This window comes from Catellatospora sp. NPDC049133 (assembly GCF_040648455.1).
Taxonomy (GTDB): Bacteria; Actinomycetota; Actinomycetes; order Mycobacteriales; family Micromonosporaceae; genus Catellatospora; species Catellatospora aurea.
Genome location: NZ_JBEZDT010000027.1, coordinates 98,438 through 123,233 on the forward strand (window position 1 = coordinate 98,438; position 24,796 = coordinate 123,233).

The window sequence follows — 24,796 nt, forward strand, 5'->3', positions numbered from 1 at the left end:
CGGCGCTGCCGGTCGACCACGGCCGCGATCAGCAGTGGTGGCCGGATACGACGAAGCTCCGCGCGCCGGGAAGGCGGGCGGAGCTTCGTGGACGGTCAGCCGTGGGTCCGGCCCCGACCGCCGGGGCCCTTCTCCTTGCGGGGCTTGACCGCGATGTCGATCGGGCTGCCCTCGAAGCCGAACTCCTCGCGCAGCTTGCGCTCCACGAACCGGACGTAGCCCGGGTCCAGCGGCTGCGTCGTGAACAGCACGAACTTCGGCGGCGAGACGCTGGGCTGGGTCGCGAACAGGATGCGCGGGGCCCGGCCGCCACGCACCGGGTGCGGGGTCGCCTGCACCAGAGCGGTCAGCCACTGGTTGAGCTGGCCGGTCGGGATGCGCTTCTCCCAGCTGGCCAGCGCGGTGCGCAGCGCCGGGGCGAGCTTCTCCACGGCGCGGCCGGTCAGCGCGGAGATGTTGACGCGCAGCGCCCACGGAATGCGCTTGAGCTCCCGGTCGATCTCCTTGTCCAGGTAGTGCCGCCGGTCGGCGTCGACCAGGTCCCACTTGTTGAAGGCGAGCACCACGCCGCGGCCGGCCTCCGACACCATCGACAGCAGGCGCTGGTCCTGCTCGCTGATGACCTCGCTGGCGTCCAGCAGCACGACCGTGACCTCGGAGGTCTCGATCGCGGCGGCGGTGCGCAGCGAGGCGAAGTACTCGGTGCCGCTGGCCTTGCCGACGCGCTTGCGCAGGCCGGCGGTGTCGACGAACTGCCAGGTCTGGCCGCCGATGACGACCAGGGAGTCGACCGGGTCGACGGTGGTGCCGGCGACCGAGTCGACGACCGAACGCTCCTCCCGGGCGAGCCGGTTGAGCAGGCTGGACTTGCCGACGTTGGGGCGGCCGACCAGCGCCACGCGGCGCGGGCCGCGCGGACCCGGCACGTGGTCCTCCAGCGGAGCCTGCTCCGGGAACGCCTCCAGCACCGCGTCGAGCAGGTCACCGGAGCCGCGCCCGTGCAGCGCGGACACGGGCCACGGCTGGCCCAGTCCGAGCGACCACAGGGCGTGCGTCTCGTACTCCATGTTCTGGTTGTCGGCCTTGTTCGCCACCAGCAGCACGGGCTTGGAGCTGCGGCGCAGCATCTTCACCGCGGCCGCGTCCTCGTCGGTCGCGCCGATGGACGAGTCGACCACGAACAGCACCACGTCGGCGGCGGCGATGGCGGCCTCGGCCTGCGCGGCGATGGCCGCGGCCCGGTCCTTGGCGTCGGGCTCCCAGCCGCCGGTGTCCACGACGGTGAACTTGCGACCCGACCACGTCGCGTCGTACGCCACCCGGTCCCGGGTCACGCCGGGGATGTCCTCGACCACCGCCTGGCGGCGGCCGATGATGCGGTTGACGAGGGTGGACTTGCCCACGTTGGGGCGGCCCACCACCGCCAGGACCGGCTGCGGCGTGACGACCGCCGTGACCGGAGCGGCCTCCGGCACAGGCTGGTCGACTACTTCCAGCTCGGTCCACTCTGCGTTGCTCATACTGCCTTCCTTGCCGTCAGCAGCCGGTGCAGCTCGCTGACGACTTCATCGATGCCCAGCTCGGTCGAGTCGAGCACGACCGCGTCGGCGGCCTGCTGCAACGGGTTGACCTTGCGGGTGGAGTCCAGGTGATCGCGACGGGCCAGGTCGGCCTCGGTCGCAGCGTGGTCGACGGCGTTCTCGGCACTGCGCCGGCGCGCCCGTTCGGCGGAGGAGGCGGTCAGGAAGACCTTCAGGTCGGCGTCGGGCGCGACGACGGTGCCGATGTCGCGGCCCTCGACGACGATCCGGGCCGACTCCTCGATGATCGCGCGCTGGCGGGAGGTGAGCACCTGGCGGACGAACGGCACCGCCGAGACCGCGGAGACGGCGGAGGTGACCTCGCCGCCGCGGATCGGGCCGTCCACGTTCTCGCCGTTCACGCTGATCGAGGGCCGCTCGGGGTCGGTCGTGATGATCAGCTCGCAGTCGACGGCCACCTTGGCGATGCCGTCGGGGTCGCCGAGGTCCACCCCGGCCTGCAGCACGGCCCAGGTCAGCGCCCGGTACATCGCGCCGGTGTCGAGGTAGCGTGCGTCCAGGCGCTGCGCCAGCCGGCGCGACACCGTCGACTTGCCCGAGCCCGAGGGCCCGTCCACCGCGACCACGCAGCGCAATTCAGCCACGACCCATCCTCCGCCCCTAGGTTTGATGCTCCCATTCTGCCCGGTCCGTCCGGACACCGATCAGGCAGAGGGGCTCCAGGCGGCGCAGAACACGTCCCACGCGTCACATCCGGCCCGCCCCTCCCACCCTGACCTGGCCGAACCCAGCCTGCTCGGCTGCGCCGACGTGCTCATCCCGGCCTGGTGAGCCGTGTCACTCCCCGCCGGCCGTCAGCGTGCGGCGGGCAGCCCGCCGAGCAGGCGGCGGGAGAGCTGGTCGGCGTGCCGGGTGGTCTCGGGGAGCCGGAAGCGCGGCGACAGCGCCAGCGTGAGCGCGGTGGCCGTGTCGAGGTCGACGCGGTGCCCGACGGAGACGAACACCGGCTTGACCTTCGGCTGGGTGCGCAGCACGCGGCCGAGCACCTCGCCGTCCTCGGTCAGCGGAGACCAGTCGCCCCGGCCCGGCCCCGGCTGCGCGTGCGCAGCGGTGAACGGCGTCTTGGCCACCCCGAAGGCGGGCAGCCCGGTGAGCACGCCGACGTGGCAGGCCAGCCCGAAGCGGCGCGGATGGGCGACCCCGTAGCCGTCGCACACCAGCACGTCCGGGGTGACCGCGAGCCGCTCCAGCGCGTCGGCCAGCGTGGGCAGCTCCCGGAACGCCAGCAGGCCCGGCACGTACGGGAAGCTCACCTCGCCGGTCGCGGTGGCCGCCTCGACGACGGTCAGCGTGGCCAGGTCCAGCACGACGACGGCGGCCACGGCCCGCCCGGTCTCCTCGTCGTACGACACGTCCAGCCCGGCCGCGGTCCGCACGGCGGGCAGCGGCCCGGCCGGCTCGACCCGCTCGCGCAGGGCGAGCTGCTGGCGCAGCGCCTCGGCCTCGTCGGCCGGCCAGGGCTCGTGCGGCACCCTCACGTGGCTCAGCCCAGCCGGGCCATGGCGTTGCGCACCACGCGGGCGGTGTCGGTGCCCAGCGGGCTGGGCAGCGCGTCCGGGGAGAACCAGCCGAGCTCGTGCGACTCCTCGCTGACCTGCGCCACCGCGTCCGCCGGCGCGTGCACCAGGAAGATCACGTCGTGGTGCCGGTTGGGGCTGCCCGCGCAGTTCACGTGGTGCACGTCCACGTCGACCGGCACCGGGTCGACGACCAGGCCCGCGATGCCGCTCTCCTCGGTGGCCTCGCGCAGGGCGGCCGCGGCGAGGTCGCCGTCCTCGGGTTCGAGGTGCCCGCCGAGCTGGCACCAGATGTCGTGCCTGCCGTGCAGGCAGAGCAGGATGCGGGTGCGGTCGTGGGAGACGATGATCGCGCTGGCGGTGACGTGGCCGTCGGGGTGCGGCTTGCCCATCACCCGGGGACCCTGCTCCAGCAGCGCCATCGTCTCGGTCCAGTCGGCCGCCGCGTCGGCGGGCGGGCGCCAGCCGGTCAGCAGGCGTACGGCGTCGGCATGCAGGGTCTGTGTCACCCGCCCGATGCTAGTGCCCGGCGCTCCCGGCGCGGGCACAGGCTCGCGGTCTACGGCGCGCCCGAAGCGCGAGAGTGCTTCACAAAACCCCAGGTCAGAAACAATCTTGAGAATAAGTCCGAGCAATTCGGGCTAAATCAGCACCACCCTGGGAGAAATCTGGTAGCACCCCCTTTTACCTGGGCTTATGCCTTCCTAATATCGGCCAATGCCCCCGCATACCCCCCGTGATCAGCAAGACCGCCGCACCGCCCACACCGAAGGCTCCCCCGCCTCCGGTCGGCACCGCCGTGACGACGGCTGGCAAGCTCGGCACCGCCGCGAGCGGTCCCGGGCGCAACGCCTGCTCGCTCCCCTGCTCACCACAGCCGCGCTCGCCGGAGTCGGCGCCGTCGCGATCCTTTCCGGTGTCGGCGGCCCCGCCGTCGTCGAGCCGCCGACCGCCGCCGGGCTGCTGCCCGGCAATGCCGTGGCCTCCCCCGCCATGCTCGCCGCCGGCGACGTGACCAGCAGCGCGCTGCTGCACCGTCTGCCGCAGCTGCGGGCCGCCAAGCCAGGCACGCCCGCGGTCAAGCCGAAGCCCAAGCCGAAACCCAAGCCCAAGCCGAAACCCAAGCCGGTGGTACGGGTCGTGAAGCTGGTCGCCGGCATGGACCGCCAGCAGATGGACAACGCCGCCGCGATCGTCAAGAAGGCCCAGTCCATGGGCCTGACCAAGTGGGCGATGATCGTCGGCGTGGCCACCGCCATGCAGGAGAGCCGCCTCTACAACGTGGCCAGCCACGTCGTGCCCGAGTCGCTGAACTACCCGCACCAGGGCACCGGTTCCGACCACGACTCGATCGGCCTGTTCCAGCAGCGCGCCAGCGGCAGCTGGGGCTCCGTCGAGGAGATCATGCAGCCGTCGTACGCGGCCGGGGCGTTCTACCGCCGCCTCGTGCAGATCGACGGCTGGGAGGACATGTCACTGACCCGCGCCGCGCAGTCGGTGCAGATCTCGGCGTTCCCCGACGCGTACGCCAAGCACGAGGACAACGCGACCCTGATCGTCAACGCACTGCTGAACTGAGCCCGGCGGATCACCGGACCGCAGCGCGGCCTGTTCCACGGAGCGGACACTGCCCGGGTACGGCCGCCGGACCGGGTTAGTTTCAGGCGTCGGGTCCCGGCGGGCGGGGTCCACTGCGTGGACGGGGCCGCCTGTGCCGAGTGAACTGGATGCGACGGAGTTCAGCCGACGCTGGGTCGCGGCGTGGAACGCGCACGACGTGGCGGCGGTGCTGGCGCACTTCCACGACGACGTCGTGTTCTCCTCACCGCTGGCGGCCCAGCTGTTCCCGGAGACCGGCGGGGTCGTGCGCGGCAAGGACGCGCTGCGGGAGTACTGGGGCGAAGGCCTGAAGCGGCTGCCGGGCCTTCATTTCACGGTGGAGGCCGTGTACGCCGGCATCGACACCGTCGTCATCAACTACCGCAACCACCGCGGCCAGCTGGTCAACGAGGTCCTCGTCTTCGACGGCGGCCTCGTCCGCGAAGGCCACGCCACCTACCTGCGCCAGGACGCCTGACCGCTCAGATGACCCGGGTGACGCCCTCGGCGGCGATCCGGGCGTCGAGGTTGGCCCGGTCGAGGTTCGCGCACAGCACCACCGACGCGCCCGCCGCCAGCGGGGTCAGCAGCCACATCACGGGCTGCTCGTGCTTGGCGACGTCTACCAGCAGCCGGTCGCCCGCGCGCAGGCCGAGCTGGTCGGCGACGCCCTGCGCCAGGCCGCCCCACTGCCGGTAGGTGGTGCCGTCGGGGCTCGCGGCGTCGGTGCTGCCGAACGACCCGTACGCGGGCAGGTTCGCCGGGTGGCGGGAGGCGTCGGCGGCGAAGTCCCGGTAGCCGTCCGGCACCTCGTCGAGCGGTGCACCGCCGGGCGCGAGACCGAGCACGTAGCGGTGCCGCGCCTGCGGGACCTGCTCCAGCCAGCTGTCCAGCCGCTGACGGCTGACGAACAGCGCGTCCAGTGGATCGTTCTCGCCCTGGCCGACCGGGGCGAGCCCCGCGGTGGCCCAGGGCCGGAACGACACGGCGGCCCCGATCGACCACGCGCCCAGCAGCACGGCGGCCGTCTGCCAGTGCGGCGGCAGCAGCACCGCGACCCGGGAACCGGTGTCGAGCCCGCAGTCCTCGCGCAGCAGCCCGGCCGTACGCGCGGCCAGGCCGCCCAGTTCGACCGCGGTGAGCTCGACGCGTTCGCCGGTGGCGTCGTCGCAATAGGTCAGCAGCGGCCGGTCGGCGCCGGCCACCGCGTCCCCTGCGAGCAGGGCGGGCAGGTCGGTGACGGTCGTCGGCTGCATCGGGCGGCTCCCTGGCGGTTGGCGTGCGGCGATCCCGACCACCATACCCACGCGGGGGGACCCTGACCGGCGACGCGGCCTAGTCCTCGTACACCTCGGGGATCTCGCGGATCGTCTCCTCCTGCGCCGCGCCGCGGCCCTTGCGATCCGTGATCTTGAACAGGGCGGCCACCTCGCCGGCGTTGAGGCGGCGGTGCCGGCCGGCCTTCAGGTCGCCGAGCTTGATCGGGCCGATCGCCGTGCGCACCAGCCGCTGCACCGGGAAGCCGACGTGGTCGAACATGCGCCGCACGATGCGGTTGCGGCCCTCGTGCAGCACCACCTCGATCAGCGCCTGCTTGTCGATGGCCTGCTTGAGCCGGTAGTCGTCCAGCCGCGCTGGGCCGTCCTCCAGTTCCACGCCCGCCATCAGCTCCCGGCCGACCACCCGCGGCAGCGGCCCGACGACCTCGACCAGGTACGTCTTGGGCACCTCGTACGACGGGTGCATCAGCTTGTGCGCGAGGGTGCCGTCGTTGGTGAGCAGCAGCAGGCCCTCGGAGTCGGCGTCGAGCCGGCCCACGTGGTACACCCGGGTCGAGATGTTGCCGATGTAGTCGGCGACGGCCTCGCGGCCCTTGTCGTCGGCCATCGTCGAGACCACGCCGCGCGGCTTGTTCATCGCCAGGTAGACCAGGTTCGCGTCGGTGACGATGCGCTGGCCGTCGACGTGGATGACGTCGGCGATCGGGTCGGCCTTGTCGCCGAGCTTGGCGACCTTGCCGTTGACGGTGACCCGCCGCGCGGCGATCAGGTCCTCGCTGGCTCTGCGGGAGGCGACACCGGCCTGGGCCAGGATCTTCTGCAGCCTCTCAGCGCCTTCAGTTCGTACTTCAGCGCTGCTCATCAGCGATCTCCTCGACGTTGTCAGGTAGGAACGGGGCCAGCGGCGGGAGCTGGTCGACGGAGTCGAGGCCCAGCTTCTCCAGGAACAGGCTGGTGGTGCGGTAGAGGAAGGCGCCCGACTCGGGCTCGGTGCCGCACTCTTCGATCATGCCCCGGGTCACCAGGGTACGGATGACGCCGTCGCAGTTGACGCCGCGGATCGCCGAGATCCGCGAGCGGGTCACCGGCTGCTTGTACGCGACCACGGCCAGGGTCTCCAGGGACGCCTGGGTGAGCCGCAGCTGCTGCCCGTCGAGCACGAAGCGCTCCACGTAGGGCGCGTACTCGGCCCGGGTGTACAGCCGCCAGCCGCCGGCGGCGCGGCGCAGGTCGAAGCCGCGGTTCTGGCGGGTGTACGACGCCGACAGGTCGATCAGCGTGCCCGCGATCAGCTCGGCGGGCACCTCCAGCACCTCGGCGAGGGTCAGCTCGCTGACCGGCTCGTCGACGACCAGCAGGATCGCCTCCAGGGTCGGCACGAGGTCGGCCTCGGCCAGGCCGGGCGGCGGGGTGGCGAGCTTGGCTCCGGCGTACCCGACGGCGGCCTCGCCGCTGTCGTCCGGCCCGTCCACGTCGAAGCGCGGCATGGTCGGCTCGTCCAGGCCGAGGGCGGCGGCGAGGTCGTCGACGGCGACGATCTCCGCCACGTCGTCCTCGTCCGGCGCGTCCGGTGCCGGCTGCGCCACCGGTTCGTCCGCGGCAGTGGCCGCCTCTTCGGCCGGGTCTGCGGGCTGCGCGTCGAACGCGTCGGCCTGCCCCCCGGTGTCCGCCGCCTCGTGCTCCGGGACGTCCTCGACAGCGTCCAACGCCTCGACCGCATCGCGCGTCTCGAAGGCGTCCTCCGGCTCGACCGCGTCCTCCGCCTCGATGACATCCTGCGGCTCGGGAGCCTCCTGCGGCTCGGGTTCCGCGAGGTCGCCCGGTTCAGCCGCAGCCGGCTCCGCCACCGGCGCAGCCTCCGGCTCCGCGATGGGAAGGTGCCCTTCCTCTACGGAATCCGATGGGAAGGTGCCCTTGCTTTCCTCGGGGGTGGGGGTGCGGGCCCATGGGGGGACCCAGGAGGCTGCTTGCTGTTCGAGGGACTCGTTGTCAGTCATCGTCTTCTGCTCCCCCGCCCTTGCCGGGCTGTTGCGCTGCGGGCTCGGCCGCCGCCTCCTGCGTACCCGGATCGCTCGCGTCCGACTCCGGGTCGGCCGGCTCGTCGTCCGGCTCGTCGTCGTCAAGATCGTCGTCGGGCTCGTCGCCGTCGGGCCGGTTTCGCGACTCGGCGGCCAGGGCCTGTTTGGCCTCGTCGTCGCCGTCGTAGTCGTCGACCGCGAGGTCGCCGGCGGCCGTCTCGCCGCCGGTCCAGTGCACCGTCAGCTCACCGAGCGCCAGTTCCTGGTCGAAGCCGACCAGGCCCTCCCGGTACAGCTCCAGCAGGGCCAGGAAGCGGGCGACGACCTCCAGGGTGTTCTCGCAGTCCTCGGTGAGGGTGGAGAAGGTGGCGGTGCCCAGCTCGAACAGGCGGGTGCGCAGCAGCTCGGCGTGCTCGCGCACGCTGACCCGGACCTGGTGGATGTGCGCGACGGAGACCAGCGGCGGGGCCGCCTTGGGCGTGAACGCCTTGAGCGCGAGCTTGGCCAGCCGGTCCGCCCCGATGCCGAGCACCAGGTCGGGCAGCGCCTCGGCGTACCGCTCCTCCAGCGCGACCGAGCGCGGCCAGCGCCGCCCGCCGTGGGCCTCCAGGTCGGCGATGAACGCGGCGGCCTGCTTGAACGCGCGGTACTGCAGCAGCCGCGCGAACAGCAGGTCGCGGGCCTCCAGCAGGGCGAGGTCCTCCTCGTTCTCCACCTGCGCGGCGGGCAGCAGCCGGGCGGCCTTCAGGTCGAGCAGGGTCGCCGCGATGACGAGGAACTCGCTGGCCTCGTCGAGGTCCCACTCCTTGCCCATGGCGCGGATGTGGGCGATGAAGTCGTCGGTCACCCGGTGCAGCGCGACCTCGGTGACGTCGAGTTTGTGCTTGCCGATGAGCTGCAGGAGCAGGTCGAACGGACCCTCGAAGTTGGTGAGCCGCACGGTGAAGCGGCCTGAACCGGACGGTTCAGCCGACTGCTCTCCGGCCGGGTCGGCCGTCACCACGGGATCGCTCACGCCGCAAGTATCCCAGCAGGTCAGTTCGCGGGTGCAGGCCGGTGGGCCCCGATCACCGGCGGGCGGCCTCGGCGGCGATGACCTCGCGCGCGAGCTGCCGGTAGTTGCGCGCGCCCGACGAGGCGGGATCCAGGGACGTGATCGGGGCGCCGGCCACGGTCGACTCCGGGAACTTGACCGTCTTGGTGATCACGGTCTGGTACACCTTGTCGCCGAACGCCTCGACGACGCGCTGCAGCACCTGTCGGCAGTGCGTGGTGCGGCTGTCGTACATGGTGGCCAGGATGCCTTCGAGTTCCAGGTCGAAGTTGAGCCGCTCGCGCACCTTGTCGATGGTGTCCAGCAGCAGCGCGACACCGCGCAGGCTGAAGAACTCGCACTCCAGCGGGATGAGCACGCCGTGGGCGACGGTCAGCGCGTTGATGGCCAGCAGGCCCAGCGACGGCTGGCAGTCGATGAGGATGTAGTCGTACTCCTTGCGCACCGTCTTCAGCACGCGGGCCAGCGCCATCTCGCGGGCGACCTCGTTGACGAGCTGGATCTCGGCGGCCGACAGGTCGATGTTGGCGGGCAGCAGGTGCAGCCCGGCGACGTCGGTCTTGATGATGACGTCCTCGGCGGTCACGTCGTCCTGCATGAGCAGGTTGTAGACGGACAGGTCGAGGTTGTGCGGGTTGACGCCCAGGCCCACTGACAGCGCGCCCTGCGGGTCGAAGTCGACGAGCAGCACCTTGCGGCCGTACTCGGCCAGGGCCGCGCCCAGGTTGATGGTGGTCGTGGTCTTGCCCACGCCGCCCTTCTGGTTCGCCATCGCGATGATCCGCGCCGGGCCGTGCCGATCGGTCGGCATCGGTTCGGGGATCTCCTTGCGGGCGGTGTAGGCCGACGGATCAGCCGGACCCAGGTCAGCACCGAGGTCCATGCGGGACTGTTCCGCCCGCAGCGTCGAGGTCCATGCCTCCGCGCGCCCGTTGCCTGCCATCTCCGCTACGCCCTTCCCGACGACATCCGTCCGGCCGGATGAGGCACCGTCGTGAGTGGGCCATCAGCTCCCCGACCGGCCGCATGCGTGTCGTCGTCGTCCGACTGTACGTCACCGACCACCTCGGCGTACCGCCACGGCTCGGCGTGTCTTCACGATCCCGGCCGACCGTGCACCCGGCGCTGGTCCCCGCGCGACGTGAACAGCATGAGGCCGGCGGCGCGCAAGCGCCACCGGCCTCAGGAAAACACTGGTCAGAGCAGCGAGTCGACGTCCACGGCGGTGAGGCCGTGCGCCTCGGCCACCGGGCCGTAGGTGATCTCGCCCGCGTGGGTGTTCAGGCCCAGCTTCAGGGCGGGGTCACGGCGCAGCGCCTCCTGCCACCCGTAGTTGGCCAGCTCGACGGCGTACGGCAGGGTCACGTTGGTCAGCGCGTAGGTGCTGGTGTGCGGGACCGCGCCGGGCATGTTCGCCACGCAGTAGAAGACCGACTCGTGCACCTTGTACACCGGGTTGGCGTGGGTGGTCGGGTGCGAGTCCTCGAAGCAGCCGCCCTGGTCGATCGAGATGTCGACGAGCACGCTGCCCGGCTTCATGCGGCTCACCAGCTCGTTGCTGACCAGCGTCGGGGCCTTCGCGCCGGGCACCAGCACCGCGCCGATGACCAGGTCGGCCTCCAGCACCGCCTTCTCCAGCTCGAACGCGTTCGACATGACGGTGCGGACCTGGCCGTGGAACTGCTGGTCGACCTCGCGCAGCTTCTTGATGTTCTTGTCCAGCACGGTGACCTCGAAGGCCAGGCCGTGGGCGATGGTCGCGGCGTTCATGCCGGACACGCCCGCGCCGATGACGACGGCCTTGGCCGGGCGCACGCCGGGCACGCCGCCGGGCAGCACGCCCCGGCCGCCCGCGAAGCGCATCAGGTGGTACGCGCCGACCTGCGGGGCGAGCCGGCCGGCCACCTCGCTCATCGGGGCGAGCAGCGGCAGGGCGCGGTCGGCGGTCTCGACCGTCTCGTACGCGATGCCGGTGACCTTCTGCGTCATCAGCGCGTCGGTGCACTCCTTGGACGCGGCCAGGTGCAGGTAGGTGAACAGCACCTGCCCCTCGCGCATGCGGTGGTACTCCTCGGCGATGGGCTCCTTGACCTTCAGGATCAGCTCGCCCTCGGCCCACACCTCGTCAGCGGTGGGCAGGATGCGTGCGCCGGCCGCCACGTACTCCTCGTCGGTGATGGAGGAGCCCAGACCGGCGCCGGTCTCGATGACGACGTCGTGTCCGTTGCGGACGAACTCGTGTACGCCCGCCGGGGTGATCGCCACCCGGTACTCGTGGTTCTTGACCTCGCGGGGGATACCGACCTTCACGACTGCACCTTCCTCGATCCTGCGCTTGCGGGAGGGCCCGACGGCACCGTTGCCCCAGGTCTACCCCCCGCGGCGGCAGTCTAGGCCCGGAAAACAGCCCGAAGCGCTTGACAGGATGCAAGCTGATGCCTTGCCGGCTTGACATGGTGTCAACACGGCAGACCTGCCGCCCTGCGATCAACCCAAGGATAGTGCTGAATCGGATATTTACCGCTTACCGCCCGCCCGGCGGGCGTCAGCGGGGCGGGAGCGGGGCGTCGGCGGGGCGGAGATTCTTGAAGCCCTCGTCGCGGGCGCGGGCGGCGGCGAGCAGGCCGCCGACGGCCGGGCCGTTGGTGATGCGGCCGTCGAAGACCATGGCCACGGCCTCGTCCAAGGGGACGAGATCGACCTGCATGTCGGCCTCCTCGTCGGCGCGGGCGTGGCGCTCGTGCTCGGGGATCTCGGACAGGTCGCGGGCCAGGAAGACGCGGATCATCTCGTCGCTGCAGCCGGGCGTGGTGAACATGTCCACCAGCAGGTCGACCCGGCCCGCGGCGAGGTCGGCCTCCTCGGCCAGCTCGCGCAGCGCCGCGGCGGCCAGGCCCTCGCCCTGCACGTCGATCAGGCCCGCGGGCAGCTCCCACAGGTAGCGGCCCACCGGGTGCCGGTACTGGCGGACCAGGACCACCCGGCCGGCATCGTCCAGCGCGACCACGCCCACCGCGCCGACGTGGCGCACCACGTCCCGCCCCGCGACCGCTCCCCCGGGCATGGTCACCTGGTCGGTGACCACCCGGAAGATGTGCCCCTTGAACCGCTCGGTGCTGCCGACGACCTCGTACACACGGGCTCCTGTCCTTCAAACGACGCTGGTCGCAGGCAAAGAGCCTGCGACCAGCGTGCTTGTTCGGTTGTCCGGCCCGGGTCAGCGCTTGGCGGCCACCGGCTCGGCCGCCTCCGCCACGCCGGGCAGCTGGTCGGCCTGAGCATAGGCGATCGCCGCTCCCACCAGACCCGAGAACAGCGGGTGCGGGTGTGTCGGGCGGCTCTTCAGCTCCGGGTGCGCCTGCGTGGCCACGAAGTACGGGTGCAGCTCCCGGTCCAGCTCCACGAACTCGACCAGCTTGCCGTCCGGCGAGGTGCCCGAGATGTGCAGGCCGGCCTTGGTCAGCGCCGGGCGGTAGGCGTTGTTGACCTCGTACCGGTGCCGGTGCCGCTCGCTGACCTCGGTCGCGCCGTACACCTCGGCCACGATCGAGCCGGGTGTCAGCTTCGCCGGGTACGCCCCCAGGCGCATGGTGCCGCCCAGGTCGCCCTTGCCCGCGACGATGTCCTCCTGGTCGGCCATCGTCGAGATGATCGGGTCCGGGGTCTGCTCGTCGAACTCCAGCGAGCTGGCCTTGGCGACCCCGGCCACGTGGCGGGCCACCTCGATGGCCATCGTCTGCAGGCCCAGGCACAGGCCGAGGGTCGGGATCCGGTTCTCCCGCGCGTACTTCACCGCGCCGATCTTGCCCTCGATGCCGCGCACGCCGAAGCCGCCCGGGATGACCACACCGTCGACGTGGGCGAGCGCCTTGGCCGCGCCCTCGGCGGTCTGGCAGTCGTCGCTGGGCACCCACTTCAGCTTCACCTTGGCCCGATGGCCGAACCCGGCCGCCCGGATCGCCTCGGACACCGACAGGTACGCGTCCGGCAGGTCGATGTACTTGCCGACCAGCGCGATGGTGACCTCGTGCACCGGGTGGTGCACCCGCTCCAGCAGGTCGTCCCAGGTGGACCAGTCCACGTCACGGAAGGACAGGCCCAGCCGGCGCACCACGTACGCGTCCAGGCCCTCGCGGTGCAGCACCTTCGGGATGTCGTAGATGCTCGGCGCGTCGGGCGCGGAGACCACCGCCTCGGCGTCGACGTCGCAGTACAGGGCCAGCTTGCTCTTCATGCCCGCCGGAATCTCCCGGTCGGAGCGGCAGACCAGCGCGTCGGGCTGGATGCCGATGTTGCGCAGGGCGGCCACCGAGTGCTGCGTCGGCTTCGTCTTCAGCTCGCCCGAGGGCGCCAGATACGGCACCAGCGACACGTGCAGATAGAAGCAGTTGTCGCGGCCCACGTCGTGGCGGATCTGCCGGATCGACTCCAGGAACGGCAGCGACTCGATGTCGCCGACCGTGCCGCCGACCTCGGTGATCACCACGTCGGGGGTGCGGCCGTGCTCGTCGGGCTCGGCCATGGCCCGGATCCGGGACTTGATCTCGTTGGTGATGTGCGGGATGACCTGCACGGTGTCGCCGAGGTACTCGCCGCGGCGCTCCTTGGCGATCACCGCCGAGTAGATCTGCCCCGTGGTGACGTTGGCCTTGGCCGACAGGTCACGGTTGAGGAAGCGCTCGTAGTGCCCCACGTCGAGGTCGGTCTCGGCCCCGTCCTCGGTGACGAAGACCTCGCCGTGCTGGAACGGGTTCATCGTCCCAGGGTCGACGTTGAGATAGGGGTCGAGCTTCTGCATGACCACCCGCAGACCGCGAGCGGTGAGAAGAGTGCCGAGGCTGGAGGCCGTGAGCCCCTTGCCGAGCGAGGAGGCGACGCCTCCCGTAACGAAAATATGCTTGGTCGTCCGCGCTGCTACCACGGGGTTTCACCCTAACACGGTCCGCGCGTTCATCCGCGGGCTACGTACCCGAAACCGCCTCCGGGGTGTCGTCGCTCACTGTCACGGGCGACGGGGCCTCCTCCGCGATGCGGGTCCGATCGGCGGCATGCCCGAGCACCCGCATCGCCCCGAGCGTGAGCACCGGGATCGCGGTGGCCGCCGCGGCGCCGGTCACGTTCAGTGCGGCACCGCCCAGCAGCCCGCCCAGGATCGACGCCAGGCCGATGCCGGCCACCGCCGCCCGGATGGGCGGGTAGATGCCGTACAGCCGCTTCAGGCCGCCCCACGGGCGCATCAGCACCACCCACAGGAACACCGCCGACACCAGCGCCAGCACGGTCAGCGGGCTGGTCACCAGGGCGATGCGGTTGGCGTCGAGCAGCCGGTTGAGCGTCGGCCCGGACGTGCCGTCGGACAGCTGGGTGAGGAACCGACCCAGGCTGCCCTGCTGGTCCACCGGCTGGCGCACGTCGACCAGCGCGAACACCACGGTCGCCGCCACCCCGGCGGCCATCGCCAGGGCCAGCCGCTTGAACGTGAGCCAGCCGCCCGGACACAGCGCCGCGGTCAGGCACACCCCCGCGGTCAGCGCGACCGCGCCGCCCGCGTCGGCGCCCAGCGCCGGGATGCCGACCAGCAGCACACCCGCCGCGCCGATCGCGCTGACCAGCAGCGGCCGGTTGCGGTGCGGCACCAGCTGGGCCAGGGTGCCCGCGGTGAGCAGCACTCCGGCGAAGAACACGCCCATGCCGACCATGCCGATGCCCGCGTAGCGGGTGCCTTCCAGGACCGAGTAACCGGCGACGCCGTTGAGCTGCAGCCTGGCCCCGGTGAGCAGGTCGATGCCGACCACGGCGGCGGCGATGGCGGCCACCACCCCGACCGGGCCCAGGGTGCGCTTGCGGTACACCGGCAGCCGGACCGTGACGAAGGTGAGCAGCAGGGTGATACCGGCCGTGACCAGGCCGAAGATCAGCCCGCGGCGGCCGAAGCGCCACCACGGCACCACGCCGGCGATCAGCGCCGCCGGCAGCGCCAGCGACGCCCCGGTCAGCAGCACCTCCAGGACGCTCACCAGCCGCTGCGGGGGCGGGGTGGGACCGGTCGGCCCGGCATGGCGGTAACTGCGCCGCAGCAGCGGCACCACGGCCGTGAACAGGCCGATCTGCACCAGCGCCAGCAGCCAGAAGAACCAGGCCGACACGGTGCGGGCCGCCGCGGCGCGCCGGTCGGCGTCGGTGCCCGCCGCGGTCGCCTGGTCCAGGTCCGCCGGACGCCCATCGGCCAGCACCGCCGCATGCCCCACCATGATCCGTTTGGGGATCTCGCGGCCGAGCAGGTGCAACGCGGTCGGCGCGAGGTCGACCAGCTGCAGGTAGCCGGCCCGGCCGGTGGTGGCCGAGGTCAGGTAGCCGCCCTCCCAGCCCTTGCCGTCGGCGATCACCGCGTGCAGCCGCGAGCTGGCCTCGGTGTCGGCGACCCCGGCGACCAGCAGCGTGGAGTTCTTCGGCCGGGCCGCCAGCACCTGCCCGAGCAGCTTGTCCACGGCGGCCGCCTGGCGCAGCCGCTGCGACGGCGTACGCCCGTCGATCGCGCCCAGGTCCACGATGCTGAGCAGGCACTCCGTCAGCGCCTTCTGCGCCTTGTCCGTCGCGGGCAGCGCGGGCAGATACCGGTCGACCCGGCCGAACGAGCGGGCCGCCGCGACCGCCGCCCCCGGGCCGACCGCCGCGGTGCAGCGCACCGACTCGGCCAGCGCCCCCGGCACCGTGCCGTGCTGCAGCTTGCGCTGGTGCTCGACGACCGTCTCCTGGTCGGGCAGGTACGCCCCGACCGCGTCCGGCCGCTCGATGGCCACGTCCAGCTTCGGGCACAGCTGCGGGGAGTCCGGCTCGGGCTCGGCGCCGCCCTCGGCGGGTTCCTTGCCGACCCCGGTCCGCTCGGCGTAGTTGCCCGCGCCCAGCGTCAGCCAGCCGTCGGCCGGGCAGGTGGGTGTGTGCGCGGACCGGGTCGACAGGGAGCCGATCGAGCCTCGCTCGGCCAGCTTCCACAGGTTCGGGGTCCGGTCGGCGTCGATGTCGTCCCAGCGCAGTCCGGGCGCGCCGGCGATGAGCACATAGTCGGCCTCGTCGTCCTCGACCGGCCCGGCGGCCGCGGCGGCCGTCGGGGAGACCGCCCCGGCCAGGGCGAGACCGAGCAGGGCCAGCAGGGTCAGCAGGAGGGCCGTGGGGAGGGGAGCCGGCCGGCGAAGCATCAGAGCTGCCCCGCGCGGTCGTCGGCGGCCAGCTCGGCGTACACGGCGCGCACGCCGTCGATGCTGGCCTGCTCGTCGGGCCAGGTGGCGGCCTGCGCCAGGCCGCGCTCGCCCAGCCGCGCCCGTGCCTGCTCGTCGCCGAGCAGCTTGCGCACCGCGCTGTCCAGGCCGTCGGGGTCGTTCGGCTCGATCAGGTGCGCGCCGTCGCCGACCAGCTCGGGGATGCCGCCGACCGCGGTGGCGATCAGCGGCAGCCCGCCGCTGAGGGCCTCCTGCGCGAACAGCTGGCGGGCCTCCCAGACGCTGGTGACCACGGCCAGGTCCGCGGCCGCGATCAGGTCGCCGACGTCGGTGCGGTGCCCGAGCAGGGTGACCGGGGACCGCAGCTGCGAGATCTGCGCGGCGAGGTCGAGGTACGACGGGCCCTCGCCCGCGATGAGCACCCGCGGCACCGGGGACATGTCCCGCCAGCGCGCCGCGACGGAGACGAGCATGTCGTACGCCTTCTGCGGGTGCAGCCGGCCCACGGACAGCACCAGCGGCACCCCGTCGGGCAGGCCCAGCCCCGAACGCACCGCGGCCCGGCTGCGCCGGGTGCGCCGCAGCCGCGGGGCGGCCACCGGGGCCAGCCGGGCGTCCGCCGCGCCGACCGCGTGGGCGCGCGCGACCAGGTCGTTGGAGGCGCCGAGGGTGACCGCGGAGGACCGGGCCACGATCCGCTCCACCAGGGTGTGCACCCGGCCGCGCAGCCCGGCCCGCAGGGGCGCGTTGTGCCAGGTCGTCACCAGCGGGCACGGCGGGCGCGACAGCGCGGCGGCCAGCCCGGCGCGCAGCCCGTGCGCGTGCACCACGGCCGGGCGCGACGTGGCCAGGAACTGGCGCAGGGTGCGCACCGCCCGCATGTCACTGGGGTGCAGCTCGGCGGGGATCTCGACGGGGTGGAAGCGCGCGCCGCGGTCGGTGAAGCGGAAGTGCTGCTCGGTCGCGGCGGGACCGCACACGGTCACCTCGCACCCGGCCCGGCTCAGCCCCTCGGCCAGCGCGGCCACGTGCTGGCCGATCCCGCCCGTGCTGGAGGCGAGCAGCAGCACGACGCTGCCGGTCCATTCCGTCCCCGTGGTCAACGGTCCTCCTGCCCTCGCCCGCCGCGCCCGCCCCGTCACCCGCGTCGGCGGCTCACCCGCTCGAGCAGCGGACGCAGGTCCGGCAGGTCGAGCAGGGCGCACACGATCAGGAAGACTACAAGCGACACGCCACCGGACAGCATGCCCTGTCCGACCAGACCCATGATGCCTGGGGTCCCGGAGACGACCGCCCGGCCCGCCTCGACGCCCGCGACGGCCCCGGCCAGCCCGGCCGCCGAAGCGGCCAGTGCGGCACGGAACAGGCCGGTCAGGGCGTTACCGCCCACCCGCGCACGGACCGCTGCCGCCAGCAGCGCCGCCATCACGAGCATGCCGATGGAGTTCGCCGCGCCCAGCGCCGCCGCCCGCTGGGAGTCCGGCAGCACGCCGGACAGGATCACCGCGGCGGCGAGCGTGACCGCCCAGCCCCCGCTGACCCCGAGCGCGGCGAGCCGGTTCGCGCCCACCGCGTACAGGGTGCGCTGGTGCAGCGCGGCGAGCCCGTAGCCGAGCAGCCCCGGCGCGAATGCGAGCACCGCCGCGGCCAGCGCCGCGACGCCCTCGCCCTTGGTCAGGAACGCGGCCGCCGGAGCGGCCACCGCGGCCAGGCCGGCCGCGCCGAGCCCACTGAGCAGCAGCACCGCCCGGCTGGTACGGGCCACGGTGAGCCGCAGCGTGTGGTGGTCGGCGGTGGCGAACGCGGTCGCGATCGCGGGGTACGCGGCCGTGGCGGCGGGCACCGCGAGCACCGCCCACGGCAGCAGGTACAGCGTCATCGCGAAGTTGTAGAGCGTGTTGGCCGACGCCCCACCGCCGACGGGGTGGACGCGCCCGGCCAGGATGATCGCGACCAGCAGCGCCACCTGCTGCGCCACGACCGTGGCCGCGCCCGCCAGCGCCAGCGAGCTCATCCGCCGCCGCTGCGCGGGTTCCACCCGGAACACCGGTCGCAGCCGCAGGCCCAGCCGGCTGACCGGGATCAGCAGGCACAGCGTGAGCACGACCACGCCGAGGGTGGTCCCGACCGACAGGATCGCCAGCTCGCCCCCGCTGACCGTGCCCGGCTCCGGGTCAGCCCCAGCCTCGGCGGCGAACCACAGGTACGCGCCGATCACGGTCAGGCTCGACAGCAGCGGCGCGAGCACCGGCCACGCGAACCGGCGGTGCGCGTGCAGCACACCGGTCAGCACGATGCCGATGCCGTAGAGCGGCACCTGCGGCGCGAACACCCGCAGCATCGCCACGCCGTCCTCGTGCAGCTCCGGCGGCGCGGTCGCCTGCAGCAGGGTGACCAGGGGGTCCGCCGCCAGCCACAGCACCGCCGCCAGCGGGATCAGGGCAGCCAGCGCCCAGGTGAGCAGCGCGGACACGGTGCGGCGCACCTGCTCGCGGTCACCGGCCGCCAGCGGCCCGGCCAGCAGCGGCACCACCAGCCCGGCCAGCGCGCCACCGGCCACGATCTCGAAGATGATGTTGGGGATGGTGTTGACGGCCAGGTACATACCGCTGAGACCGCCGTCGCCGACGGTCTGCGAGAACACCAGGGTGCGCGCGAAACCCGCCAGGCGGGCCAGCACGGTCAGGCCCGCGATCAGCGTCGCGGCGCCGGCGATGCGGGCCGCTGCCGGGCCGGCGGCCGAGGGGGCCGCGGCCTTGTCGTCAGCGGTCACGGTCATGAAGCGGTACGGCGCGGCGCCCGTGCTCGTGGCCTCGGCTTGTCCACGCCCGGCTCGGCCGGGTCGGTGACGCCCATGGCGTGGTCGGCCCCGTCTTCGCCCGCGGCGCGGTCGGCCCGGACGACGTCCGCGGCGCGGTCGGTCCGGGCGACGTCCGTGGCGTGGTCGGCCTCGTCCGCCGCGGCCGGCGCACCGGCGGCCGGGGAAGCGGGCTTGGGTGCGGCCGCCTTCACGGACTTCTTCGCGATCTTCGGCTTGACCTCGGCCCCGTGCACCGGGGTCACCGGCGTGGCCATCGCGCCGGTCGCGGGCGGCAGCGGCGCGGCAGGCGGCTCGGCGGCCGACCGCGGCGGGGCGCTCGGCGACGCGGCGGTGCTCGGCTTGGCCGCCGGGATGCGGCCCCAGGCGTCGATCTCGCGAAGCACCGGGGTACGTTCGATGACCTTGGTGAAGCTGACCTTCTCGCTGGCCGCGGTCAGCGCGGCGATCCCGGCGAGCATGGCCGCGCGGCCGAACAGGCCGGTGCGGGCGGTCGCACTGACGCCGAGCAGCGCGCCCAGCGCGTTCGCGCCGGAGTCGCCGAGCATGATCTCCTCGCCGAGGTCGGCGGGCAGCAGGCTCGCGCTCGCGCCGACCGGACCGGCGACCAGGCCGCCCGCGCGGGTGGCGGTCAGCGGCGCACCGACCAGCAGGCCGGCCTTGAGCGCCCGGCCGGGACGCAGGTCGAGCAGGTTCATCAGGTTCGCGCTGCCGGCGATCACGCCCGCGCCCAGCGCCACCTCGGCCGCCCGGCCCAGCCTGCCCCGGCCGCGGCGATCCGGCAGCAGCGCCGCGGCGACCAGCGCGCCCGCGCCCACTCCGGCGATCTTCACCAGGCCGCTGGTGACCCGGCCCTCGCGCAGCGCCCGCAGGTGGCCTCGGAAGCCCTTGTCGGCCTTCTGGTCGGGGCGCGCGCCCACGACGTCGTCGTACAGGCCGACCGCGCCACCGGACAGGCCCGCGGCCAGTGCGGCTGCCGCGGTGCGCGGGTCGCCCGCGCCCAGCGCGCTGGTGACGCTCGCCGAGACCGCCAGCGCGGGGCCGCCGGCCAGGGTGAGGGTGCGGCCGCGGAAGTTCGTGCGCTCCAGCTCCTTGGCCCGGGGCTGGTCGCGCACCACACGCAGTGCGGCCCGGGCGCCGTAAGCGCCCAGGCCGATCAGTGCCGCTCTGGCGAGTAAACCCACGTCAGCTCACTTCTGCTGCTGCGGCAGGAGGGCGCTGGCGTTGGGGCCGACACCGTAGTGGCCGGCCTTGCTGTCGGCGAACTGCTCGTACAGCGCCAGCGCCGCGGCGACCTGGCCCTGCACCGTCTCCGCGTTGTCGACGGTCGAGATGGTCTTGGCGAGCGTGGCGTCGTCGCGCACCTCGAGCATGAGGTTGCCCTCGCCGCCGAGCACGCCGCCGACCACCGCGACACCCGCGTGGTCGAACTGCACCGCGGTGGTGACCACGGACGCGTTCTTGCCACCCGCCTGGCTGTCGGTGTACGGCGAGCCGCTGACCAGCACGACCGCCTCGGCGGGGCCGGTCACGGCGCCGCTGGTGGTCAGGTAGCCGAGCTTGCTGTACGCGGCGAGCACCGCGGCGCGGTCCGGGGCGGGCACGGCCGGGCTGCGGTCCAGCAGCACCGCGGCCAGCAGCGCGCTGGACGACTCGACGCCGTCGCTGTTGGCCGGGATCGCCGTGGTGGGCACGCTGGCCGGCTCGGCCTTGTTCTCCAGGTCGAGCAGCTCGACGCTGTTGTCCGGGTTGAAGAACTTGTCGGTCAGCTCGACCGTGCCGGCGATCTTGGCACCGGCGGTCTTGAGGATGCTCTCGACACCCTCGACCTGGTCGCGGCCCGAGGGCAGCACCAGCAGCAGGATCCGGCGGTTGGTGAGCTTGCCGTTCAGCATGATCGGCGCGGCCTCGGTGACGAACTGCTCCTCGCGGTTGGCCTGGTCGCGCAGGCCGGTCACCTGGTCGCGCAGCTGCGAGTTGGTCGCGCGCAGCGCGTTGACGTTCTTCTCGAGGGCGTCGGCCGCCGGGCCGTTGAGCGCGGCGGTCCCCACGACCAGCCCGATCGCCAGCGCGAGGAACACGGCGGTCATGGACACCACGTGGTACCTGAAGTTGATCACGTCAGAGCCTCTTGATCGTCCGGGTTCCTAGAACAGCCGCTGCAGGTGGAACATCACGTCGTCCCACCACTCCGCGGCCAGCGACAGGTAGGCCTTGCCGACCGTGGACACGGCGACGGCCGCGGCCATAGCCGCAATGGCGGACAATACCAGCAAAAGCAATGAGGAACCTGAAATGCTCTGCCGGTAGAGCCGGCTCACACCCTTGGCGTCGACCAGCTTGCCGCCCACCCGCAGGCGGGTGAGGAACGTCGAAGCCATACCCCCGCGGCCCTTGTCCAGAAACTCGACCAGCGTCGCGTGGGTGCCGACCGCCACGATCAGGGTCGCGCCCTTCTCGTCGGCCAGCAGCATCGCGATGTCCTCACTGGTCGCCGCCGCCGGGAAGGTGATCCCGGACACACCGAGCTGGTGCACCCGGTCCAGGCCCGGGGCCCGGCCGTCGGGATAGGCGTGCACGACCACCTCGGCGCCGCAGCGCAGCACGTCGTCGGTGACCGAGTCCATGTCACCGATGATCATGTCGGGTGTGTAGCCCGCCTCGACCAGCGCGTCCGCGCCGCCGTCCACACCGATCAGCACCGGCTTGAACTCGCGGATGTACGGCCGCAGCACGTCCAGATCGGCCTTGTAGTCGTAACCGCGCACCACGATCAGGCAGTGCCGGCCGGAGATCTGAGTCTTGATCTCGGGCACGCCGACACCGTCGAGCAGCAGCTCCCGCTCCTGCTTGAGGTACTCCATGGTGTTCGCGGCGAACGCCTCCAGCTGCACCGACAGACCCTCGCGGGCGTCGAGCATGGCCTTGGCGATGGTGTCGCCGTCCTGGCGCACCCCGTGCGCCACCGGCTCACCGCGAACGAAGACGGTGTTGCCCTCGACCCGGACCGAGTCACCCTCGCGGATCTGCTGGAACACCCCTTCGCCGAGATCGTCGAGCAGGGTGATGCCGGCCTCGACCAGCACCTGGGGACCAAGATTGGGGTAGCGGCCCGAGATGGAGGGCTTGGCGTTGAGCACCGCCGCCACCCCCACGGCCACCAGGGAGTCGGCGGCGACCCGGTCGATGTCGACGTGATCGATCACGGCGATCTCGCCAGGGCGCAGTCGACCGACCAGACGTTTGGTCCGGCGGTCGAGCCGTGCGGTGCCGGTGAGGATCCCCGGTTCGGCGGGCCGGGTCCGGCGCAAGGTGGGAAGACGCATCGCAGCCATCCTGGCATGTCAGTCCGGTATTGGCGCGTACGACACCCCTTGATCGGCCCATACGGGCTGAATTGTGATGTCTGAAACCTCGCGCGACATCAACGGTAACCGCAGCGGCACATCAGCGCCGACCCTCATGATCGACGCCTACAGTGAGCCGCGTGATCTACGTCATGCTCGCCGGAGCCATCCTCGCCGAAGTCGTCGCCACGGTCTGCCTGCGCGCCTCCGCGGGCTTCACCAAGCCGATCCCGTCCGTGGTGGTGGTCGTGGGTTACGTCACCGCATTCGTGCTGCTGAGCCAGGTGCTCAAGCGCGGCATGGCGCTCGGGCTGGCGTACGGCATCTGGGCGGGCATCGGCGTGGCCCTGGTCGCCCTGGCCGGGGTGGTCTTCTTCCAGGACCGGTTCAGCTGGCTCCAGGTCGCCGGCCTGGCCCTGGTCGCCGCCGGCGTCGTCGCCCTGGAACTGGGCCGGCAGCACTGACCCGCCCCGCAACGCGCCGAGGGCGGTGCGCCCCACCCGGGGGTGGGGGCGCACCGCCCTCGGCGGTGGTACGGGGTCAGGCGGCGCGTTCGCGGGCCGCTACTGCCAGCAGTTCCTCCGCGTGCGCGATGCCCAGGTCCGAGTCCGGCAGACCGGCCAGCATGCGGGCCAGCTCACGGGCCCGCTCGGTCTCCTCGACGACACGCACGCCGCTCGTGGTGATCGCGCCGCCGGTGTCCTTGGCCACCACCAGGTGGCGGTCGGCGAACGCGGCGACCTGCGGCAGGTGCGTGACGACCAGCACCTGGTGGTTGCGGGCCAGCCGGGCCAGCCGCCGTCCGATCTCCACCGCGGCGCGGCCGCCGACACCCGAGTCGACCTCGTCGAAGACCAGCGTCGGCGGGCCGCCGACGCCGGCGAACACGACCTCGATCGCCAGCATCACCCGGGACAGCTCACCGCCGGACGCGCCCTTCTGCAGCGGCAGCGCGGGCGCACCGGGGTGTGCCAGCAGGCGCAGCTCGATGTCGTCGGCGCCGTCGGGGGTCACCCCGGACTCGACCCCGTCGACCACCAGGCTGATGTCACCGGCCGGGCGCGGCACGACCAGCACCGAGATGCGGGCGTGCGGCATGGCCAGCCCGGCCAGCTCCACCGTCACCTTGTCGGCGAAGCGGCCGGCGGCCTCCAGCCGCGCCGCGCGCAGCTTCGCGGCCAGCTCGGCGACCTCGCCGGCGAGCCGGTTCATCTCCCGCTCCAGCTCCTCGAGCAGCTCGTCGGAGGTGTCCAGCGCGGCCAGCCGCGACCGGGCGTTGTCGGCCCAGGCGATGACCCCGTCGACATCGTCGGCGTACTTGCGGGTCAGCGAGCGCAGCGCGGCGCGCCGCTCGTAGATCTGCTGCAGCCGCGCCGGGTCGGCGTCCAGGCTCGCCAGGTACGTCGAGAGCTCCACCGAGACGTCGCCGAGCAGCGACGCGGCCTCCTCCAGGCGGGCGGCGTACTCCCCCAGCTTCGCGTCCACGGTGGACTGCGACTCCAGGGTGCGCCGGGCCGTGCCGACCAGGCTGGTCGCGTCCTCGCTGTCGGTCTCGCCGCCGCCCGCGATCGCCTGGTGCGCGATGTGCGCGGCAGTCCGCAGCCCCTCGGCGTGCTCCAGCCGCTGGGCCTCGGCCCGCAGCTCCTCATCCTCGCCGGCCTGCGGGTCGACCCGCGTGATCTCGTCGAGGCCCAGCCGCAGCAGGTCGGCCTCCTGCGCCCGGGTCCGCATGTTGGCCCGCCGGTCGGCCAGGTCGTCGGCCACGCCACGCCAGCGGCCGAACAACTCCTTGAACTCCACCAGCAGCTTCTCGTGCTCCGGACCGGCGAAGCGGTCCAGCGCGCCGCGCTGCTCCGACGGGCGCAGCAGGCGCAGCTGGTCGGACTGGCCGTGCACCGCCACGACCTGCTCGCCGACGTCGCTGAGCAGCGACACCGGCACGGTGCGGCCGCCCACATGGGCCTTGGACCGGCCCTCGACGGTGACGGTGCGGCTCATCAGCAGCGTGCCGTCGTCGTCGCCCTCGGCTCCGGCCTCGGCCACTCGGGCGGCCACGGCACTGGCCGCGTTGCCCGCCAGCCGCAGTCGGCCCTCGACGGTGGCGCGGCCCGGCTCGGCCCGCACCCGGCCGGCGTCGGCACGCCCGCCGAACAGCAGCCCCAGCCCGGTGACGACCATGGTCTTGCCGGCACCGGTCTCACCGGTGATGACATTCATGCCACGGGTCAGCGGGAGGGTGGTGTCCTCGATCACGCCGAGACCGGTGATACGCAACTCTTCCAGCACAGCAGATGACAGTAGCCCGCCCCTCCGACAGTGTCACGCCGGGCCGCCGAGGCACCTGC

The 24,796-nt window shown here is 72.8% G+C and carries 22 protein-coding genes and 1 pseudogene; 4 read left to right on the forward strand and 19 right to left on the reverse strand.

Annotated features, from left to right (window positions below; genetic code table 11):
* Positions 1–95: 95 nt before the first annotated feature.
* Both der and cmk read right to left on the reverse strand, forming a co-directional pair.
* Complete coding sequence (gene der, locus AB0B35_RS28140) at positions 96–1,520, reverse strand: ribosome biogenesis GTPase Der (protein WP_361050662.1); 1,425 nt, start codon at positions 1,518–1,520, stop codon at positions 96–98.
* Positions 1,517–2,185 (reverse strand): (d)CMP kinase, encoded by a 669-nt coding sequence (gene cmk / locus AB0B35_RS28145; protein ID WP_361050664.1) that lies wholly within the window; start codon positions 2,183–2,185, stop codon positions 1,517–1,519. Before cmk ends, der begins: the two co-directional genes overlap by 4 nt.
* A gap of 25 nt (positions 2,186–2,210) precedes the next feature.
* Between cmk and AB0B35_RS28150 the strand changes: the two genes are divergently transcribed.
* Positions 2,211–2,372, forward strand: coding sequence for a hypothetical protein (locus AB0B35_RS28150; RefSeq protein ID WP_361050667.1), 162 nt, complete (start codon positions 2,211–2,213; stop codon positions 2,370–2,372).
* 23 nt (positions 2,373–2,395) lie between these two features.
* On the opposite strand, the gene AB0B35_RS28155 is transcribed toward AB0B35_RS28150, so the two are convergent.
* Together AB0B35_RS28155 and AB0B35_RS28160 are read right to left on the reverse strand one after the other, a co-directional pair.
* Positions 2,396–3,016: an endonuclease V gene (locus tag AB0B35_RS28155; protein WP_361050718.1), complete on the reverse strand. Its 621-nt coding sequence runs from the start codon at positions 3,014–3,016 to the stop codon at positions 2,396–2,398.
* A 68-nt stretch (positions 3,017–3,084) separates the two neighbouring features.
* Complete coding sequence (locus AB0B35_RS28160; protein ID WP_360534976.1) at positions 3,085–3,627, reverse strand: NUDIX domain-containing protein; 543 nt, start codon at positions 3,625–3,627, stop codon at positions 3,085–3,087.
* 208 nt (positions 3,628–3,835) lie between these two features.
* Here AB0B35_RS28160 and AB0B35_RS28165 point away from each other — a divergent pair, with 208 nt between their 5' ends.
* On the forward strand, positions 3,836–4,696 hold the full coding sequence (locus tag AB0B35_RS28165) for a hypothetical protein (RefSeq protein WP_361050670.1): 861 nt from the start codon (positions 3,836–3,838) through the stop codon (positions 4,694–4,696).
* Between the two features lie 133 nt (positions 4,697–4,829).
* Positions 4,830–5,195 (forward strand): nuclear transport factor 2 family protein, encoded by a 366-nt coding sequence (locus AB0B35_RS28170; RefSeq protein ID WP_361050673.1) that lies wholly within the window; start codon positions 4,830–4,832, stop codon positions 5,193–5,195.
* A gap of 4 nt (positions 5,196–5,199) precedes the next feature.
* Here AB0B35_RS28170 and AB0B35_RS28175 read toward each other — a convergent pair whose 3' ends face one another.
* From AB0B35_RS28175 to steA, 14 genes and pseudogenes are all read right to left on the reverse strand, one after another.
* Positions 5,200–5,973, reverse strand: a complete 774-nt coding sequence (locus tag AB0B35_RS28175; protein ID WP_361050676.1) for a TIGR03089 family protein — start codon at positions 5,971–5,973, stop codon at positions 5,200–5,202.
* Positions 5,974–6,052: 79 nt separating this feature from the next.
* Positions 6,053–6,859 carry a pseudouridine synthase gene (locus AB0B35_RS28180; protein WP_360534984.1) on the reverse strand — a complete coding sequence of 269 codons (807 nt, stop codon included), beginning with the start codon at positions 6,857–6,859 and terminating at the stop codon, positions 6,053–6,055.
* On the reverse strand, positions 6,846–7,844 hold the full coding sequence (gene scpB, locus AB0B35_RS28185) for an SMC-Scp complex subunit ScpB (protein ID WP_361050678.1): 999 nt from the start codon (positions 7,842–7,844) through the stop codon (positions 6,846–6,848). Before scpB ends, AB0B35_RS28180 begins: the two co-directional genes overlap by 14 nt.
* Positions 7,845–7,986: 142 nt before the next feature.
* Positions 7,987–9,018, reverse strand: a complete 1,032-nt coding sequence (locus AB0B35_RS28190; protein ID WP_361050720.1) for a segregation/condensation protein A — start codon at positions 9,016–9,018, stop codon at positions 7,987–7,989.
* 64 nt (positions 9,019–9,082) lie between these two features.
* Positions 9,083–10,012, reverse strand: a complete 930-nt coding sequence (locus AB0B35_RS28195; RefSeq protein WP_203697899.1) for an AAA family ATPase — start codon at positions 10,010–10,012, stop codon at positions 9,083–9,085.
* 254 nt (positions 10,013–10,266) lie between these two features.
* Positions 10,267–11,379, reverse strand: a complete 1,113-nt coding sequence (gene ald, locus AB0B35_RS28200; RefSeq protein WP_360534988.1) for an alanine dehydrogenase — start codon at positions 11,377–11,379, stop codon at positions 10,267–10,269.
* Positions 11,380–11,614: 235 nt separating this feature from the next.
* Positions 11,615–12,205: an NUDIX hydrolase gene (locus AB0B35_RS28205; RefSeq protein ID WP_361050681.1), complete on the reverse strand. Its 591-nt coding sequence runs from the start codon at positions 12,203–12,205 to the stop codon at positions 11,615–11,617.
* 81 nt (positions 12,206–12,286) lie between these two features.
* The gene (locus AB0B35_RS28210; protein WP_360534992.1) at positions 12,287–13,990 is read right to left on the reverse strand and encodes a CTP synthase; all 1,704 of its coding nucleotides are present in this window, start codon (positions 13,988–13,990) and stop codon (positions 12,287–12,289) included.
* A 40-nt stretch (positions 13,991–14,030) separates the two neighbouring features.
* Entirely contained in the window at positions 14,031–16,265 is a 2,235-nt protein-coding gene (locus AB0B35_RS28215; protein WP_361050684.1) for a hypothetical protein, read from the reverse strand.
* A complete protein-coding gene (locus AB0B35_RS28220; protein WP_361050687.1) occupies positions 16,265–17,389 on the reverse strand; it encodes a glycosyltransferase family 4 protein in 1,125 nt (374 codons plus the stop codon). The genes AB0B35_RS28215 and AB0B35_RS28220 overlap by 1 nt, the downstream gene beginning before the upstream one ends.
* Positions 17,390–17,424: 35 nt before the next feature.
* The gene (locus AB0B35_RS28225) at positions 17,425–19,065 is read right to left on the reverse strand and encodes a lipid II flippase MurJ (protein ID WP_361050690.1); all 1,641 of its coding nucleotides are present in this window, start codon (positions 19,063–19,065) and stop codon (positions 17,425–17,427) included.
* Positions 19,066–19,460: 395 nt separating this feature from the next.
* Positions 19,461–20,288, reverse strand: a pseudogene (locus tag AB0B35_RS28230) (hypothetical protein); the annotation flags it as partial.
* A gap of 6 nt (positions 20,289–20,294) precedes the next feature.
* Complete coding sequence (locus AB0B35_RS28235) at positions 20,295–21,224, reverse strand: copper transporter (protein ID WP_360535000.1); 930 nt, start codon at positions 21,222–21,224, stop codon at positions 20,295–20,297.
* A 27-nt stretch (positions 21,225–21,251) separates the two neighbouring features.
* A complete protein-coding gene (steA, locus tag AB0B35_RS28240; protein ID WP_203697890.1) occupies positions 21,252–22,430 on the reverse strand; it encodes a putative cytokinetic ring protein SteA in 1,179 nt (392 codons plus the stop codon).
* 161 nt (positions 22,431–22,591) lie between these two features.
* Between steA and AB0B35_RS28245 the strand changes: the two genes are divergently transcribed.
* Positions 22,592–22,915 carry a multidrug efflux SMR transporter gene (locus AB0B35_RS28245; protein ID WP_361050694.1) on the forward strand — a complete coding sequence of 108 codons (324 nt, stop codon included), beginning with the start codon at positions 22,592–22,594 and terminating at the stop codon, positions 22,913–22,915.
* Between the two features lie 76 nt (positions 22,916–22,991).
* Here AB0B35_RS28245 and recN read toward each other — a convergent pair whose 3' ends face one another.
* Complete coding sequence (gene recN / locus AB0B35_RS28250) at positions 22,992–24,737, reverse strand: DNA repair protein RecN (RefSeq protein WP_361050697.1); 1,746 nt, start codon at positions 24,735–24,737, stop codon at positions 22,992–22,994.
* Positions 24,738–24,796: the final 59 nt, after the last annotated feature.